Here is a 15,778-nt window from a genome sequence, read left to right on the forward strand (position 1 = left end):
GACGGGAGTCACCGCACGCGGCCGATTCCCCCGTACTCGATCCACTCATCCGTACGCTGGCTCCGCGACAGCTCGCTGTCGGGCCGCCAGGTGGACACCTCCACCAGGTGGCCGGGGTCCAGGATGTCCAGCCCCTCGAAGTACCGCTCCACCTCACGTGGTTCGCGCACCCGGCCCCAGTTGCCTCCCGTGTTCCGGAGCATCAGCCGGGTCGTCTCCTCCCGGATGTCGGCCCTTTCGCTGACCAGATGGCAGATGACGACGAAGCTGCCCGGCGCCAGCCGGGACGCGACGCGCCGCACCAGAGCGCCGGGGTCGTCCTTGTCGGGGATGCAGTGCAGCACCGAGACGAACAGTGCGGCCGTCGGCTGCTCCGGGTCCAGCAGGCGCCGGGTCTCGGGGTGCTCGAAGATCGCATCGGTCGCGCGCATGTCCGCCTGGATGACGGCGGTCTCGTCGTTCTCCTCCAGCAGCGTGCGCCCGTGTGCCAGCACGATCGGGTCGTTGTCGACGTAGACCACCCGGGAGGAGCGGTCCACGCGCTGCGCCACCTGGTGCACGTTGTCCTGGGTCGGCAGGCCCGAACCGTGGTCCAGGAACTGCCGCACGCCCTCTTCCTCAGCCAGCACCCGCACCGCGCGCTGGAGGAAGCGCCGGTTGTTGACCGCGAGTGCCTGGGTGCTCGGGGCGACGCGGGAGAGCTGTAAGCACGCCTCGGCGTCGACCGGATAGTGGTCCGTACCGCCCAGGTAGTAGTCGTACATGCGCGCCACACTGGGCGTGGTGACGTCGATGTCCGCCTGGGAAGTGGGTAATTGCCCGCTGTCCATCAGGCCCCCCTTGGCTCACTCGGTGACCGGTTCTCCGATGCGGCCACCATGCTAGGGAGGGGCAACCCCGGGCTGCCAGCCCACGATTGAGCGCAGCGGGCCCCCTGGGGCGCGTGGGCTCAGCCGTGCACCGTCGGCTCAGCCGAACAGCGGGTTGGCCCGTACGCGCTCCTCGGCGCCCGTCGCCGAGAGGGTGCGCCGGGCCATGCCGAGCCGTGAGGTGACGGACGAGGCGTCGATGCCCATCACGTCGGCGGCCTCCTCGACGTCCATGCCGCACAGCCGGCACAGCACCACCGCGTCCGCCGTCCCGTCAGGAAGCCGCGCGCGCAGGAGACCGGTGGCGCCGTCTCCGCCCGCGGCGCTCAGCTTCGAGGTGAGCAGGTCCCATGCGAGCGCGGCCGGGCTCGGGCTGCGCAGTGCCTCGGGCCAGCGCACGGCCAGGTCGTCGAAGACGTCCTGCACCAGCGCGGCGACTTCGCTGTCCCGTCCCAGACGTGCGAAGGCATAGCGCAGGTAACGCTCCCGGTACAGCGCCCGGAAGGCCGTGTACTCGGGACGCGCGCCGTCGTCGCCGGTCGCGATACGGCTCGCTTCGGACGGGCTGCGCATGGATCCTCCCCTGCGGCGAGGGTTGCCTGTGGTGTCAGGGCCGGTGTCACGGCTCCGATGGGGGCACGGTCGAGGCGCAGAAGGAGCGGGCCCGACCACCTGCCCGCTTGCGGTTGTCACCGGCGTGTTCCCGCGCGGAAAGCGCCGCGGAACCTCGCCGTTGTACGGCGCCTGAGCCCTTCTGGGGCCCCTGGGAATGCGAAGGGCTCTCCGTCCTCCTCTTCGGCAGGAGTTCCCGGGACCGGTGGCGCCGACCCGGTTCTGTTCCTGCCCTCGGAAGCTATCGCCCCAAACGGCTGCGCGCTACGGCGGATGACGCCCGTGCAAATCCACTCGCATGCCGGAATCAGCCACGGGTCCCTACGTACCCCTCCGTGCGACCGGCCCCTTACTGGAGTAGTTGAAAGAGAATGCTCAAACCTCATCAACAACCGGCTGAATTCCGGGCGTTCGGCGAACGATGAGGCTACGTTGCGAACGGCAGCCAGGATGCTTTTCGGGGCGGAAAAGGGCGGTCACCGTCAACTACGGGCGAGGTGGCGCCACTCGTGTGGGTGCCCTTGGAGTGAGGCGTTCCGTTTGCCTGTAAGTGCATATGCAAAAACGGGTCCCCTACGCCGAGGGCATGCCCCGCCGGATGCTCCCGGCACGGTCGCCGGAGTCAGTCCGTGCGGCGGGGGTTGAGGGTGCGTTCCCATCTGGTTTCTCCGTCGTGGTGCCGCTGCGTGGGGGTGAGCCCTGCCGCGGTGGCAACGGCGGCGGAGGCGTGGTGTCGCGGGTGGATGTGGGCGACCACGCGGTGGATGGGGGCGTGCTCCAGCCAGGTGACCAGGGCGCGTGCTGCCTCTGTGGCGATGCCGCGTGCTTGCCAGGGGGTGCCGACCACCCAGGCGACCTCGGCCTCGTACCCCTCGAAGGTCTCGGTGACGGTGGCCTGGACCGTGCCGGTGAGCTGGGCGGAAGCGCGGAGCCGGATGACCCAGTTGCACCACCTGACGGACGGGTGGGGCGAGCCGGCGACCAGGCGGACGTAGCGGGTACGGAGGGCCTCGGGGGAAGCCGGGGTGCCGCCGGTGAAGGTGTGCAGGTCCGGGTCGTCCAGCACCTCGGCCATGGCGGAGGCGTGCTCGACGAGCAGGGGGAGGAGGGTCAGCCGGTCGGTGTGCAGGGTTTCGGCCCCGATGGGGATCACGCGGTCTCCCGTTCAACAGCCGCCTGGGCCAAGGGACTTCGACTGTATACCCCGCACCGGTACCGCTATGTCCCCGGCCAGACCGGGTAGTCGGTGTAGCCGTGAGCCCCTCCCGTGTAGTGCGTGCCGCGGTCGTCGCTCGCCAGCGGGTGACCGAGCGCGAAGCGGCTGACGAGGTCCGGGTTGGCGATGAAGTGCCGGGCGAAGGAGACGGCGTCGGCCAGGCCGTCACCGATGGCGGCGTTGCCGGTCTCGCGGCCGAAGCCGTTGTTCGCGATCAGCGGGCCGTCGTAGAGCCCGCGGTAGCGCGCGAAGGCGTCCGGATCGGGATCCGCGCCGGGCGCGGCAGGTGCGGGGCCGCGCAGATGGAGATAGGCCAGCGGGCGTGCGTTCAACTCGGCGACGAGCGCGTCGTGGACCGCGAGGGTCCGTTCGTCGCCCGTACAAGGGAACGCGCCGCGCGGGCGGTGGGAGCGGGGCTGGTCACGGAGGGTCCAGTACGGGGACAGCCGTACGCCGACGCGGCGTCCCTCCCAGACGTCCTGCACCGCGTCGGTGATCTCCAGGAGCAGCCGCTCGCGCCGTGTGCCATAGCCGTCGGTGCGCCGGTTCAGGCGGGGATGGAGGAACTGGGCGATCAGATAGGTGCCGTTGGCGGCGATCTCCACCCCGTCGAACCCGGCGCGGCGGGCGTGGTCGGCGGCCTTCGCGTACTCCTCGACCGTGCGCGCGATGTCCGCGGCCGACAGCTCACGGGGCGCGACCGTGTCCCGGTGCGCGGCGGAGCGCGCGTGCGCCCCGGTGTGCCACAGCTGGGCGACGATACGGCCGCCCAGGGCGTGCACGACATCGGTGACATGGCTCCAGGCGGCGAGCTGCCGCTCGCTGTAGAGGCCGGGGACTTGGCCTGAGCCGATCGCCGTTCCGCTCACCCGTAGCCCTTCGGCGACGGTCAGACCCTCCGTGACGATCAGCCCCGCCGTGGCCCGCTGCCCGTAGTAGGCGGCGTGCAGCGCCGTCGGCCGGTGGTCGCCGGCGGTGGCGCGTGCCCTGGTCAGCGGGGCCATCACCACGCGGTTGGGCAGGCGGAGGTCCCCGAGGTCCACCGGGCCCACCAGCGGCTGGTGCCCGCCGTACTCGCTACTCTGTTCCTGTGGGAAACCCTGTTCGTGCCGGAACATCGGTCTTCTTCCTGTCACTTCCTGTGTCGGTGCCACGAGACAGACGGAGCACGACGAGAAAAGGTGACCGATGGACGCGCACGACATGCTGGCCGACCGGTTCGAGACACATCGCGGGCAGCTGCGCGCCGTGGCCTACCGGATGCTGGGCTCGGCGGGTGAGGCGGACGACGCCGTACAGGAAGCGTGGCTGCGACTGAGCCGCACCCGGTCGGACGGCATCGACAACCTGGAGGCGTGGCTGCGCACGGTCGTCTCCAGGATCTGCCTCGACATGCTGCGCACGCGCAGGTCACGCGGTGAGGAGCCGCTTGAGTGGCATGCGCGGGAGAGGGCCGGCGTCGGCGACCCGCAAGAGGAGGCCGAACTGGTCGACTCGGTAGGCCGCGCGCTGCTCGTCGTGCTGGACAGGCTGGCGCCGGCCGAGCGGGTCGCCTTCGTGCTGCATGACCTGTTCGCCGTGCCGTTCGACCGGATCGCGCCCATCGTCGAGCGCACCCCGGTCACCACCAAGAAGCTCGCCAGCCGTGCGCGGCACCGGGTGCGCGGTGTCACCGCCGTACCGGCCGCCGAACTCGCCCAGCAGCGCCGGGTCGTCGAAGCGTTCCTGGCCGCCTCGCGCGGCGGCGATCTCGAAGCGCTGCTCGCCGTGCTGGCCCCTGACGCCGTACGGCACGCCGACAGCGCGGCACTGCCGCGGGGCCGCGAGACGGTGGTACGCGGCGCCGACGCCGTCGCGCGCGAGATGCAGGTGCTCGGCGGGCGTGCCAAGGCGGCGGAACCTGCCCTGGTGAACGGCGCGGTCGGCGCCGTCGTCGCCCCGCACGGCCGCCTGCGGCTCGTTCTCGCCGTCACGGTGGCGGACGGACGGGTCGCCGCTTACGACGTGATCGCCGACCCGGCACGCCTGCGGCAGCTCGACCTGGCGGTCCTCGACGCGCCGGTCCGCGATGCCCCCGTCCTCCTCGATGACGCGGCCCCGGACGCGGCGGCTCCTGGCGGTGCGGGAGGAGAGCGGGCCTCGGAGGGATGATGCCGGGCGGGACGGGCAGCGGGGCGCCGGCCGGGCGGTGGAGCATGATCGAAAACGCCGGTGCGGTGGCGCGCGCTGAGCGTGCAGAATGCCCGTCATGAATCTGATTCCCGCCGATCCGACGGTGCTGCACCCCGTACCGGAGCAGCCGCGCGTGGTGCTCCTGAAGCCGCTGGTGACCTCGGGGCTGATCGAGGTGGGGGAGTTCTCGTACTACGACGACCCCGATGACCCGACCGCGTTCGAGACCCGCAACGTCCTCTACCACTACGGTCCTGAGAAGCTGGTCATCGGGAAGTTCTGCGCGCTGGGCACCGGGACGCGGTTCGTCATGAACGGCGCCAACCACCGTATGGACGGCCCCTCCACCTTCCCGTTCCCCATCATGGGCGGCTCGTGGGCCGAGCACTTCGACCTGCTGGGCGACCTGCCCTCGCGCGGTGACACGGTCGTGGGCAACGACGTGTGGTTCGGGCACGGTGCGACGGTGATGCCCGGCGTGCGTGTCGGGCACGGGGCGATCGTCGCGTCCGGCGCCGTCGTCGTGGACGACGTACCCGACTACGGCATCGTCGGCGGCAACCCGGCCAGGCTCATCCGCACCCGTTACGACGAGCGGGACGTCGCCCGCCTCCTGGCGCTCGCGTGGTGGGACTGGCCCCTGGACCACCTCACGGCCCATGTCAGCACCCTCATGTCCGGCAGCGTCGACGATCTGGAACTGGCCGCGCCGCACGGCGGCTGAGCCGGGCCGCTGGTCGCGCCGGTGATCGAGGAGTCAGTCACCGCGGGCCCATGTCACCTTCCGGGCGGCGCGGACGTCTGTGGGGAGGCGTCCGTGAAGACACGCGTTCGGGGACGCCGGTTTCCACGGAAGCGGGGAGGGCGGAGGTGTGGTCGGCCGCCTACCCCGCGCCCCTCATGAGAGCCCGGAGGTTCCCCATGTTCACCGCCTACATGGCCGTCACGATCGCGGCGATCCTCGCGAACGCCGCGAGCGCCGCCGCCGATCAGGCGCGAGTACGGTACGTCCTCAACAACTCGGCCGAGGTGGGGGTGCCGCACTCGTGGCTGACACCCCTGGCCGCGCTGAAGGCGCTGGCGGCCGTCGGGCTGCTCCTCGGGCTGCTCGGGGTTCCGCTGGTCGGAACCGCGGCAGCCGCCGGCCTCGTCGCCCTCTTCGTGGGCGCGCTCACCGTGCACACGAGGGCCCGGGTCTTCTACAACATCGCCTTCCCCGCCGGCTACTTCGCGCTGGCGGTCGCCACGCTGGTACTCGCTCTCACGCGGTGAGGCCCCGCTCTCACGCGGTGGGCCACGCGCGCACGCCCGTCCTCCTCGCCCTCACGCGGTGCCGGCGCGGGCACGTGCCACGTAGACGGTGTTGGCCGAGGTGCCGCCCTTGAGCGGGTTGTCGAAGGTGACCTCGTGCGCCTCCGCCTCGGCGAACACGTCGGCGAGCACCGCTTGGAACGGCGCGCTCGGCGGGTTGTTGGACCACAGCGCGAACACCCCGCCAGGACGCAGCTGTCCGGCCAGCGCGCGCAGCCCAGCGGGCTCGTAGAAGGGCGCGTGGTCGGGGTGCAGCACGTGCTCGGGTGCGTGGTCGATGTCCAGCAGTACGGCGTCGAAGCGGCGCCCGGGGGAGTCGGGGTCGAAGCCGTCGGCGCTCGTGGCCTTCGCGAAGAAGTCCCCCTGGACGAGGCGGCACCGGGGGTCGGAGGCCAGGCGGTCGCCCAGCGGCACCAGCCCACGCCGGTGCCATGTGACCACTTCGCCGAGCGCCTCGACCACGCACAGGGAGCGCACGCGCGGGTCGGCCAGGGCGGCGTCAGCGGTGTGCCCGAGGCCCAACCCGCCGACCACGACGTCCAGTTCACCGCCCTGGGCGGCGGCCAGGCCCAGTTCGGAGAGTGCGACCTCGCCCGCCGTGAAAAGGCTGGACATCAGGAACTCGTCGCCGAGCTTGACCTCGTACACCTCGGTGCCCGTCGACGGTTCCCTTCGCCGCCGCAGGCTGATGTCGCCCATCGGCGTCGGGCTCCAGTCGATCTCTTCGAAACGCGCGCTCATGCCACTCCGTCTTCCGGCCGGTGATTCCGGCCCGTTCTGGACGTTGCTGTTGTTCCTTGTTCCTGTTCGTACTCTCGCCGCTCGCCCCGCACACCTCGTTCACTCGCGGGGCGCCCCATGATCCACGCCGCCGCTTCACCTGTCGCATCACGGCGCGTCAGGTGGGAGGCTCAGGGCGCTAGACGACCAGGGACAGCAACAGGATGAACAGCAGTGAGACGACGGAGATGATGGTCTCCATGACCGACCAGGTCTTGATGGTCTGACCGACGTCCATCCCGAAGTACTCCTTCACCATCCAGAAGCCCGCGTCGTTGACGTGGCTGAAGAAGAGGGAGCCGGCGCCGACGGCGAGCACCAGCAGTGCGATGTGCGTCGTACTCATGTCTCCCGCGAGCGGTGCCACGAGCCCGGCGGCCGAGATGGTGGCCACGGTCGCCGAGCCCGTCGCGAGCCGGATGCCGACGGCGATCAGCCAGCCGAGCAGCAGCGCCGAGATGTTCCAGTGCTTGGAGAAGTCGAGGATCATGTCGCCCACGCCGACGTCGATCAGCGTCTGCTTGAACCCGCCTCCCGCGCCGACGATCAGCAGGATGCCCGCGATCGGCAGCAGCGACTTCTCGATGGTGGTGGCCAGCCGGTCCTTGCGGAAGCCGGCGGCCCGGCCCAGCGTGAACATGGCGACGAGCACGGCGGCGAGCAGCGCGATCAGCGGCGAGCCGACGACGTCCATGACCCGCTGGAGAGCGGAGTCCGGGTTGTCGACGAGGATGTCCGTGAGCGCCTTGGCGAGCATCAGTACGACGGGCAGCAGCACGGTCGCGATGGTGGCCGCGAACCGGGGGCGCCGCTCCAGCTCCTCCGAGGGCCGCTGCGGTACGAGGCCCTCGGGCGGCTGCACATCCACCCAGCGCCCCGCGAAACGGGCGAAGAGCGGCCCGGCGATGATGGCGACGGGGATGCCGATCAGCACACCGAAGGCGAGCGTGACACCCAGATTGGCGTCCAGCGCGTCGATGGCGGCGAGCGGCCCCGGGTGCGGGGGCACCAGCCCGTGCATCACGGAGAGTCCGGCGAGCGCGGGCACGCCGATGCGCATGAGCGAGTAGTTGCCGCGCTTGGCGACCAGCAGCACCACGGGGATCAGCAGCACGATGCCGACTTCGAAGAAGAGCGGCAGGCCGATGATGCCCGCGATCAGCACCATGGCCCAGGGCATCGCGCGCTTGCTGGTCCTGGCCAGGATCGTGTCGACGATCTGGTCGGCGCCGCCGGAGTCGGCCAGCAGCTTGCCGAGGATCGCGCCGAGCGCGATGAGGACACCGACGCCCGAGACCGTGTCGCCCAGGCCCTTGGTGAAGCTGGCGATCGTCTCGTCGGGCGCCGCCGCGGCGACGGAGCCGAGGACGAGGGAGCCGATGGTCAGCGCGAGGAAGGCATGCAGCTTCCACTTGGTGATCAGCAGGACGATGACGGCGATACCGACGAGGACGGCGAGGCCCAGTTGGGCGCTCCCGGCCGACGTGATGACGTCGGTCGGCTCCGGGCCTGCTGCCAGCATCTCGGCACTGAGATGTCGCACGGGATTCCTTCTTACTTGTGCTGGTGCTTACCGCTATGGGGACTTGGGACTTCAGACTTGGGGTCCGGGCTGGGGGCCGCCCTGACCGGGTGCCGGGACCGGGCCCCGGTCGGGGGCCTGGGACGGGTCTACGTGACGTGCGGTGCTTACGGCTGCGCGCCGTGCCCGCCCGTGAGCGAGTGCGCCGCGAGGGGAGCACCGACGGTGCGGGACGTATCGGAGGTGCCGATCGTGCCGGTGGTATCAGCCGTGTCGGCGGTGGCGGCGCTGCCCAGGGTGGCGGCGGTGCCGAAGCTGTCGGCGGTGCCTGCCTTGCGCGCTGTGGCGCGGGCCGCCAGTGCGCCGAGTGCCTCCTTGACGAGGTCTTCGGGCCGGGCCGTGACGGGGACGGCGGTTCCGCACTCGTCCGGCTGGAGCGGCTCCAGGGAGGCGAACTGCGAGTCGAGCAGCGCGGGCGGCATGAAGTGCCCCTGGCGCAGCTCCATCCGGTGCGCGATGAGCGCCCGGTCGCCGACGAGGTGGAGGAAGAAGAGCCCGGGGGCCTCGGCGCGCAGCCGGTCGCGGTAGGACCGCTTGAGCGCCGAGCAGCTGACGACGCCGCCCGATCCGGAGCTGCCGTGCGCCCAGGCGCCGATGGCATCGAGCCAGGGCGCGCGGTCGGCGTCGTCGAGCGGGACACCGGCGGACATCTTGGCGATGTTGGCCGGCGGATGGAAGGCGTCGGCCTCCGCGTACGGCACTCCGAGCGCTTCGGCGAGCAGCTCGCCCACCGTCGTCTTGCCTGTGCCCGCGACACCCATCACGACCACCACGGGCGCTGCGCCTACCGCACTCATCTCTCGGAAACCTCGCTGTCCACATCGACCTCGGTGCTCCCACACTCAATCTCATAGATGACACGTATTCAATGGTTGGACCATCAAAAGTCATACGTAATGAGCGTGACGGTCACCACGTAGGCTGGCCGCACCGGAGGTCGGGCCCGGGTACCCAGGACCGGGAGCGGAAAGAGCGGAATCGGGAGACCAGCGAAGATGGCCAGCCAGGCGGAGAGCCCTACGCGCAGCAGCCGCCAGGGAGAGGGACTGCACGCGCGGCTGCTCGCCTCCCTCGGCCCCGCCATCACCGGGGGTGAACACCCGCCGGGCACGGTGCTGCGCACCGACGAGCTGGCCGAGAAGCACGAGGTCTCGCGCACCGTCGTACGCGAGGCCGTGCGCGTCCTGGAGTCCATGCACCTGGTGGAGTCGCGGCGCCGGGTCGGCGTGACCGTACTGCCCGCCGAGGAGTGGAACGTCTACGACCCGCAGGTGATCACCTGGCGCCTCGCGGGTGCCGACAGGCCGCGGCAGCTGCGCTCGCTGACCGTGCTGCGCTCCGCCGTCGAACCCGTGGCGGCGCGCCTCGCCGCCGGGCTGGCGACGCCGGAGCAGTGCGCCGAGGTGACGGGGCAGGCCCTCGGTATGGTCGCCACCTCGCGGGGCGGGCAGCTGGAGAAGTACCTCGTGCACGATGTCGCCTTCCACCGCGCGATCCTGCGCGCCTCGGGCAACGAGATGTTCGCGCGGCTCGGCGACGTGGTCGCGGCGGTGCTCACCGGGCGCACCGAGCACGAGGTCATGTTCAGCGACCCGCGCCAGGAGGCGGTCACGCTGCACGTCCAGGTCGCGGAGGCCATACGCGAGCGGGACGCCGAGCGGGCCGAGGCGGCGATGCGGACGATCACCCTCGACGCCATGGCCGAGCTGGACGTCCTGGTCCCGTAGGAGGCGCGGGACCGACCGGGGAAGGTGTGGTGACGAGCCGGGGCCGGTGTCCCCGTAGCGGCACCGGCGAGATATCTTGATATCGAGACGATGTAGACGTGAAGCGGAGTATCGGTGACTGACTCGACCATCATCTATACGCAGACCGACGAGGCCCCGGCCTTGGCGACGTATTCGTTCCTTCCCGTTGTCAGGGCGTATGCCTCGACGGCCGGAGTTACCGTGGAGAGCCGCGACATCTCTCTGGCGGGGAGGATCATCTCCAGCTTCCCCGAGAAGCTGGAAGAGGGGCAGCGCATCGACGACGCCCTGGCCGAGCTGGGTGACCTGGCGAAGACGCCCGAGGCGAACATCATCAAGCTGCCGAACATCTCGGCATCCATCCCGCAGCTCAAGGCGGCCATCGCGGAGCTTCAGGAGCAGGGTTACGCCCTTCCTGACTACCCGGACGAGCCGAAGACCGACGAGGAGCGCGAAGCGCGCGCCCGCTACGACAAGGTCAAGGGCAGCGCCGTGAACCCGGTGCTGCGCGAGGGCAACTCCGACCGCAGGGCGCCGGCCTCGGTCAAGAACTACGCCAAGGCGCACCCGCACCGCATGGGCGCCTGGTCCTCCGACTCCAAGACCAACGTCGCGCACATGGACACCGACGACTTCCGCTCGACGGAGAAGTCCGCCGTCCTCACCGAGGACGGCTCGCTCCGTATCGAGCTGGTGGGCGACAACGGCAGCGTCACCGTGCTGCGCGAGTCCGTACCTGTCCTCGCGGGCGAGGTCGTGGACGCGGCCGTGATGCGCGTGGCCGCGCTGCGTGAGTTCCTCACCGCGCAGGTCGCGCGCGCCAAGGCGGAGGGTGTGCTCTTCTCGGTGCACCTGAAGGCCACGATGATGAAGGTCTCCGACCCGATCATCTTCGGCCACGCGGTACGCGCGTTCTTCCCGAAGACCTTCGCGCGGTACGGCGAGGCGCTCGCCTCCGCCGGGCTGAGCCCCAACGACGGGCTGGGCGGGATCTACAAGGGACTGGAGGCGCTGCCCGACGGCGCCGAGATCAAGGCGTCCTTCGACGCCGAGCTGGCCCAGGGCCCCGACCTGGCCATGGTCGACTCGCACAAGGGCATCAGCAACCTGCACGTGCCCAGCGACGTCATCGTCGACGCCTCCATGCCGGCGATGATCCGCACCTCGGGCCACATGTGGAACAAGGACGACCAGGAGGACGACACCCTCGCGGTCATCCCCGACAGCAGCTACGCGGGCATCTACCAGGTCGTCATCGACGACTGCCGCGCCAACGGCGCCTTCGACCCGGCCACCATGGGCTCGGTCTCCAACGTCGGCCTGATGGCGCAGAAGGCCGAGGAGTACGGCAGCCACGACAAGACCTTCGAGATCCCCACCACCGGCACGGTGCGGGTCGTCGACGGTCAGGGCGAAGCGGTGCTCGAACAGGCCGTCGGCGAGGGCGACATCTTCCGGATGTGCCAGACCAAGGACATCCCGATCCAGGACTGGGTCAAGCTCGCAGTCAGCCGCGCCCGCGCGACCGGCGACCCGGCCGTCTTCTGGCTGGACGAGGGCCGCGCGCACGACGCGAACCTCATCGCCAAGGTGAAGCAGTACCTGCCGCTGCACGACACCGAGGGTCTCCGGATCGAGATCATGTCGCCCGAGGACGCCATCGCGTTCTCGCTGGAGCGCACCCGCAGGGGCGAGAACACCATCTCGGTCACCGGCAACGTGCTGCGCGACTACCTGACCGACCTGTTCCCCATCCTGGAGCTGGGCACCAGCGCCAAGATGCTCTCGGTCGTCCCGCTCATCAACGGCGGCGGTCTGTTCGAGACCGGTGCGGGCGGCTCGGCGCCGAAGCATGTGCAGCAGCTCGTCAAGGAGAACTACCTGCGCTGGGACAGCCTGGGCGAGTTCCTCGCGCTGGCCGTCAGCTTCGAGCACCTCGCGCAGAAGACGGACAACGCGCGCGCCCAGATCCTGGCCGACACCCTCGACCGGGCGACCGGCACGTTCCTCAACGAGAACAAGTCGCCGAGCCGCAAGCTGGGCGGCATCGACAACCGCGGCAGCCACTTCTACCTGGCGCTCTACTGGGCCCAGGAGCTGGCGAAGCAGACCGAGGACACCAAGCTCGCCGAGGCGTTCTCCGCGCTGGCCGAGAGGCTGGCCGAGCAGGAGCAGGCCATCGTCGGTGAACTGCTCGCCGTCCAGGGCCACCCGGCCGACATCGGCGGCTACTACCAGCCGTCGCAGGAGAAGGCAGCGGTCGTGATGCGCCCGTCGCACCTGTTCAACGAGGCGCTCGCCACGCTGGGCTGAGGCGGCGCCCCCCGTACGAGCACGCGCGTACGGGCGGCGCACATACGCAAGGGAGAGGTCCCCCGGGGCCCGCGGTGTCACGGCCGCGCGGCGCAGGCCCGGGGGACCTCTCCTGTTCTGTGCGCCGGTGCCGGTGCCGGGGCCAGCGGGGGCCAGCGGGGGCCGGGGGGCTACTTTCGGACGACCCGGGAGCCGCGGTGTCGAGACTTTGGTCGCGGCGGTACATCCCTTGCGCGTCTGCCCAGTTGACCTGTGTGTTCCTAGCCTTGAGGCATGAGGAACGAGGGGAATCCGAACGAGGGGAACGTGTACGTGGACAAGTCCAGCGCGAGCGAGCCGGCGGAGACGAGGATCGGCCCGTCCGTGTGGCTGGTGCCCGCCTTCGCCGCCGTGGGGGCCGCGCTCGGCTGGGGGGCCGAGCTGCTGGCCGGTTGGCTCGTGACCCTGCCGTGGGCGCCGCTGCAGAAACCGGCCGAGCTGGTGAACTCGGTCCCCGATCCCTGGCGCACCCTGGGCCTGGTCGTCATCGGGCTGGCCGCCGGTGTGGTCGTCGGGCTCCTGGCGCTGCACGAGGAGCTGTCCCTGCGGCTCACGGACGACCGCCTGACGCTCACGGCCGAGGGCGAGGAGCGCGAGTTCGCCGGCAGCCGGGTCGCCCTGGCCTTCCAGGACGGCAAACGGCTGGTGCTGCTCGACGCAGAGGGACGCGAACTCGCGCGTGAGCGCTGCGACGTGAGCGCGGCACGCCTCGCCGAAGCGTTCACCCGGCACGGCTACTCCTGGGCCGAACAGGACCCGCACAAGGACGAGTTCAGGCGCTGGGTCCCGGAGACTCCCGGGCTGCCGGAGGGCGCGAACGCGCTGCTCAAGGCGCGCGCCCACGCCCTCAAGCAGTCCGGCGGCGCCAAGGACCGCCGTGAGCTGCGGGAGGAACTGGCGAGGATCGGCGTCTACGTACGCGACGAGGACAAGCGCCAGTTCGTACGCACCCGCTGACCGTAGACGCTCACGTCTGACCCGACAGCTCGGCCGGGGCAGGGGCGAAGTGCCGTTCGACGTCGGTTGCCGACACCTCCGGCAGCGAGGCCGGTGACCAGCGGGGTGTGCGGTCCTTGTCGATGATCTGTGCTCTGACGCCCTCGGCGAAGTCGGGCGAGGAGAGCGTGGCGGCCGAGACCCGGAACTCCTGCTCCAGCGTGCTCTCCAGCGAGTCCAGCCGCCGGGCCCTGCGCAGCGACTCCAGGGTGACCTTGAGCGCCGTCGGCGACCTGGTCTCGATGGTCACCGCCGCCTCCTTGGCCTCGCGGCTGCCGTGGTCCCGCAGCCGCCGCAGGATCTCCTCGACGGAGTCGGCCGCGTAACAGGCGTCGATCCACCCGCGCTGCCCTTCCAGTTTGCCGCCGGGTGCGGGTTCCGCGTACCGGCGTACGGCCTCCTCGGCTTCCCGCTCCGCCAGGGAGCCGACGAAGGAGTCCAGCAGGTCCGCCGGTACGAAGTGGTCGGCGAGGCCGCACAGCAGCGCGTCACCCGCGCCGACGGGCGAGGCCGTCAGCGCGAGGTGGGTGCCCAGTTCGCCGGGCGCGCGGGAGAGCAGCCAGGTGCCGCCCACGTCGGGAACGAAGCCGATGCCCGTCTCCGGCATGGCCACACGGGAGCGTTCGGTGACGACACGGACGTCGCCGTGCGCCGAGACGCCGACGCCGCCGCCCATGACGACGCCGTCCATGACGGCCACGTACGGCTTGGGGAAGCGGGCGATGCGCGCGTTGAGCCGGTACTCGTCGCGCCAGAAGGCGGCCGAGGCCGCGCCCCCGCCGCCGGTCACGTCCTCATGGATGCCCCGTATGTCGCCACCGGCGCACAGCCCGCGCTCACCCGCGCCGGTGAGGACGACGGTGGCCACCTCGTCGTCCTGCTCCCAGGAGGCCAGAGCGGTGGCGAGGGCGCGCACCATGGCGTGGTTGAGGGCGTTGAGCGCGCGGGGCCTGTTCAGACGCAGATGGCCCGCGCGGCCTTCCCTGCGCACGAGTACGGGCTCGTCCGGGCCCGCCGGTGCGGGGGAGTGGCCGGTCATCGGGCGGCCCCGTGCGGGGCGGGGGTGGTGAGGTGAGACATGCCCGCAGGCTAGGCGAACGGCGTCAGCGGGCCGAAGGAGCCCTGCTGTGATCTTGCACTCTTCACCCCCGGCGGACCGACGCACCCGCCCGGGTGGACCGAGGCACCCGCTCTCATGGGCTGACGCACCCCCCGGCGGGCTGCCGCGTCCGGAGGAAAGGCCGGTGTGTTCCCCGTGAAAGGGAATTCTCCACGCGGCGCTGGTTCCTTGACTGGGGGATAGGGGCCGGTCACGGTGCAGCATGCCAAGAACCAGATCCACGCGCCGCTCTGCCGTCGCGTTCTTCATCGCCTGGCCCTTTCTTCTCATCCCTGCCGCAGGAGCCGTCACGGGGAATTCCGGCGGCGTCGGGCACGCGCCGGGAGACGCCGAAGGACTCAAGGCGTTCCAGGCGGAACACGGGCTGCGCGCCACCGGTTCGGTGGACCCTGCCACGGCGAACGCCCTGCGTACGGCGTCCGACGCCGAACTGCGCCGGGTGTTCGCCGGCGCCGCCGACCTCGGCCGCGAACAGCTCGCGAACGCGCGTACCGTCATCGGCGTCGGAAAGGGAGCCGGCATTCCGCAGCGGGGTCAGGTCATCGCCTTGATGGCGGCCATGCAGGAATCCAAGTTCGTCAACTACACCGAGCCGGTCAACGGCGATTCGCTGGGCATTTTCCAGCAGCGCCCCAGCGCCGGCTGGGGTACCCGGGAACAGATCACCGACGTGGCCACGTCGGCGAAATCCTTTTACGGCGTCGAGCCGTCCGTGCGCAATCCGGGCCTGCTCGCGGTCGCCAACTGGCAGACGATGCCGCTGGGCGACGCGTGCCAGGCCGTGCAGCGTTCGGCGCACCCCGACAGGTACGCGCAGTGGGAGCGGTTCGCACGGGAGCTGCTTGCGCGGGAGGGGCCGTCGGCCGGGCCGATCCGCTGAGGGCCCCTTCGCCGCCGGCCGGGGCGTTGTGACCTGGGGCACGAGGGGGGAGCCTTTGCTGCGCCCCAGGTCATGAGCCAGCCGTCGGCACAGTCGCATGGACGGCGGCCGGCCGCTCTCCGGGAACGCGTGGTCGGACC

At 70.9% G+C, this 15,778-nt stretch carries 14 protein-coding genes and 1 pseudogene; 7 read left to right on the forward strand and 8 right to left on the reverse strand.

Annotated elements, in window-relative coordinates; translation table 11 throughout:
- Window positions 1-8: 8 nt before the first annotated feature.
- The 4 genes from NMN56_RS05600 to NMN56_RS05615 form a co-directional block, all read right to left on the reverse strand.
- On the reverse strand, window positions 9-830 hold the full coding sequence (locus NMN56_RS05600; protein ID WP_274039259.1) for an SAM-dependent methyltransferase: 822 nt from the start codon (window positions 828-830) through the stop codon (window positions 9-11).
- A gap of 138 nt (window positions 831-968) precedes the next feature.
- Window positions 969-1,442 carry an RNA polymerase sigma factor gene (locus NMN56_RS05605; protein ID WP_274039260.1) on the reverse strand — a complete coding sequence of 158 codons (474 nt, stop codon included), beginning with the start codon at window positions 1,440-1,442 and terminating at the stop codon, window positions 969-971.
- Between the two features lie 661 nt (window positions 1,443-2,103).
- Window positions 2,104-2,634: a GNAT family N-acetyltransferase gene (locus NMN56_RS05610; RefSeq protein WP_274039261.1), complete on the reverse strand. Its 531-nt coding sequence runs from the start codon at window positions 2,632-2,634 to the stop codon at window positions 2,104-2,106.
- Between the two features lie 65 nt (window positions 2,635-2,699).
- Window positions 2,700-3,815 carry an oxidoreductase gene (locus NMN56_RS05615; RefSeq protein WP_274039262.1) on the reverse strand — a complete coding sequence of 372 codons (1,116 nt, stop codon included), beginning with the start codon at window positions 3,813-3,815 and terminating at the stop codon, window positions 2,700-2,702.
- Window positions 3,816-3,885: 70 nt separating this feature from the next.
- On the opposite strand from NMN56_RS05615, the gene NMN56_RS05620 reads away from it, so the two are divergent.
- The 3 genes from NMN56_RS05620 to NMN56_RS05630 all read left to right on the forward strand — a co-directional run bounded on the left by NMN56_RS05620 (window position 3,886) and on the right by NMN56_RS05630 (window position 6,141).
- Entirely contained in the window at window positions 3,886-4,848 is a 963-nt protein-coding gene (locus tag NMN56_RS05620; protein WP_274039263.1) for a sigma-70 family RNA polymerase sigma factor, read from the forward strand.
- Between the two features lie 97 nt (window positions 4,849-4,945).
- Window positions 4,946-5,593 carry a CatB-related O-acetyltransferase gene (locus NMN56_RS05625; protein ID WP_430542474.1) on the forward strand — a complete coding sequence of 216 codons (648 nt, stop codon included), beginning with the start codon at window positions 4,946-4,948 and terminating at the stop codon, window positions 5,591-5,593.
- 197 nt (window positions 5,594-5,790) lie between these two features.
- Window positions 5,791-6,141, forward strand: coding sequence for a DoxX family protein (locus tag NMN56_RS05630; protein WP_274039265.1), 351 nt, complete (start codon window positions 5,791-5,793; stop codon window positions 6,139-6,141).
- A 51-nt stretch (window positions 6,142-6,192) separates the two neighbouring features.
- Here the strand turns inward: NMN56_RS05630 and NMN56_RS05635 are convergent, their stop codons facing one another.
- From NMN56_RS05635 to NMN56_RS05645, 3 genes and pseudogenes are all read right to left on the reverse strand, one after another.
- On the reverse strand, window positions 6,193-6,921 hold the full coding sequence (locus tag NMN56_RS05635; protein ID WP_274039266.1) for a spermidine synthase family protein: 729 nt from the start codon (window positions 6,919-6,921) through the stop codon (window positions 6,193-6,195).
- Between the two features lie 178 nt (window positions 6,922-7,099).
- The gene (locus tag NMN56_RS05640; protein ID WP_274039267.1) at window positions 7,100-8,503 is read right to left on the reverse strand and encodes a GntP family permease; all 1,404 of its coding nucleotides are present in this window, start codon (window positions 8,501-8,503) and stop codon (window positions 7,100-7,102) included.
- Window positions 8,504-8,820: 317 nt separating this feature from the next.
- Window positions 8,821-9,339: pseudogene (locus NMN56_RS05645) on the reverse strand (gluconokinase); the annotation flags it as partial.
- A gap of 198 nt (window positions 9,340-9,537) precedes the next feature.
- On the opposite strand from NMN56_RS05645, the gene NMN56_RS05650 reads away from it, so the two are divergent.
- From NMN56_RS05650 to NMN56_RS05660, 3 genes are all read left to right on the forward strand, one after another.
- Complete coding sequence (locus NMN56_RS05650) at window positions 9,538-10,269, forward strand: FadR/GntR family transcriptional regulator (RefSeq protein WP_274039268.1); 732 nt, start codon at window positions 9,538-9,540, stop codon at window positions 10,267-10,269.
- Between the two features lie 114 nt (window positions 10,270-10,383).
- Window positions 10,384-12,603, forward strand: a complete 2,220-nt coding sequence (locus tag NMN56_RS05655) for an NADP-dependent isocitrate dehydrogenase (RefSeq protein WP_274039269.1) — start codon at window positions 10,384-10,386, stop codon at window positions 12,601-12,603.
- A gap of 273 nt (window positions 12,604-12,876) precedes the next feature.
- Window positions 12,877-13,599 (forward strand): YqeB family protein, encoded by a 723-nt coding sequence (locus NMN56_RS05660; RefSeq protein WP_274039270.1) that lies wholly within the window; start codon window positions 12,877-12,879, stop codon window positions 13,597-13,599.
- A 10-nt stretch (window positions 13,600-13,609) separates the two neighbouring features.
- On the opposite strand, the gene NMN56_RS05665 is transcribed toward NMN56_RS05660, so the two are convergent.
- Window positions 13,610-14,677 (reverse strand): enoyl-CoA hydratase/isomerase family protein, encoded by a 1,068-nt coding sequence (locus tag NMN56_RS05665; protein WP_274039271.1) that lies wholly within the window; start codon window positions 14,675-14,677, stop codon window positions 13,610-13,612.
- A 283-nt stretch (window positions 14,678-14,960) separates the two neighbouring features.
- On the opposite strand from NMN56_RS05665, the gene NMN56_RS05670 reads away from it, so the two are divergent.
- On the forward strand, window positions 14,961-15,638 hold the full coding sequence (locus tag NMN56_RS05670; protein ID WP_274039272.1) for a peptidoglycan-binding domain-containing protein: 678 nt from the start codon (window positions 14,961-14,963) through the stop codon (window positions 15,636-15,638).
- The last annotated feature ends 140 nt before the right edge of the window (window positions 15,639-15,778 follow it).

This window comes from Streptomyces iconiensis (genome assembly GCF_028657195.3).
In the GTDB taxonomy this organism is placed as follows: domain Bacteria; phylum Actinomycetota; class Actinomycetes; order Streptomycetales; family Streptomycetaceae; genus Streptomyces; species Streptomyces iconiensis.

Bases quoted from the DNA above. Each gene is read 5' to 3' on its own strand.
- NMN56_RS05600 (WP_274039259.1), bottom strand. From the start codon at position 830: ATGGACAGCGGGCAATTACCCACTTCCCAGGCGGACATCGACGTCACC.
- NMN56_RS05605 (WP_274039260.1), bottom strand. From the start codon at position 1,442: ATGCGCAGCCCGTCCGAAGCGAGCCGTATCGCGACCGGCGACGACGGC.
- NMN56_RS05615 (WP_274039262.1), bottom strand. From the start codon at position 3,815: ATGTTCCGGCACGAACAGGGTTTCCCACAGGAACAGAGTAGCGAGTAC.
- NMN56_RS05620 (WP_274039263.1), top strand. From the start codon at position 3,886: ATGGACGCGCACGACATGCTGGCCGACCGGTTCGAGACACATCGCGGG.
- NMN56_RS05625 (WP_430542474.1), top strand. From the start codon at position 4,946: ATGAATCTGATTCCCGCCGATCCGACGGTGCTGCACCCCGTACCGGAG.
- NMN56_RS05630 (WP_274039265.1), top strand. From the start codon at position 5,791: ATGTTCACCGCCTACATGGCCGTCACGATCGCGGCGATCCTCGCGAAC.
- NMN56_RS05635 (WP_274039266.1), bottom strand. From the start codon at position 6,921: ATGAGCGCGCGTTTCGAAGAGATCGACTGGAGCCCGACGCCGATGGGC.
- NMN56_RS05650 (WP_274039268.1), top strand. From the start codon at position 9,538: ATGGCCAGCCAGGCGGAGAGCCCTACGCGCAGCAGCCGCCAGGGAGAG.
- NMN56_RS05660 (WP_274039270.1), top strand. From the start codon at position 12,877: ATGAGGAACGAGGGGAATCCGAACGAGGGGAACGTGTACGTGGACAAG.
- NMN56_RS05665 (WP_274039271.1), bottom strand. From the start codon at position 14,677: ATGACCGGCCACTCCCCCGCACCGGCGGGCCCGGACGAGCCCGTACTC.
- NMN56_RS05670 (WP_274039272.1), top strand. From the start codon at position 14,961: ATGCCAAGAACCAGATCCACGCGCCGCTCTGCCGTCGCGTTCTTCATC.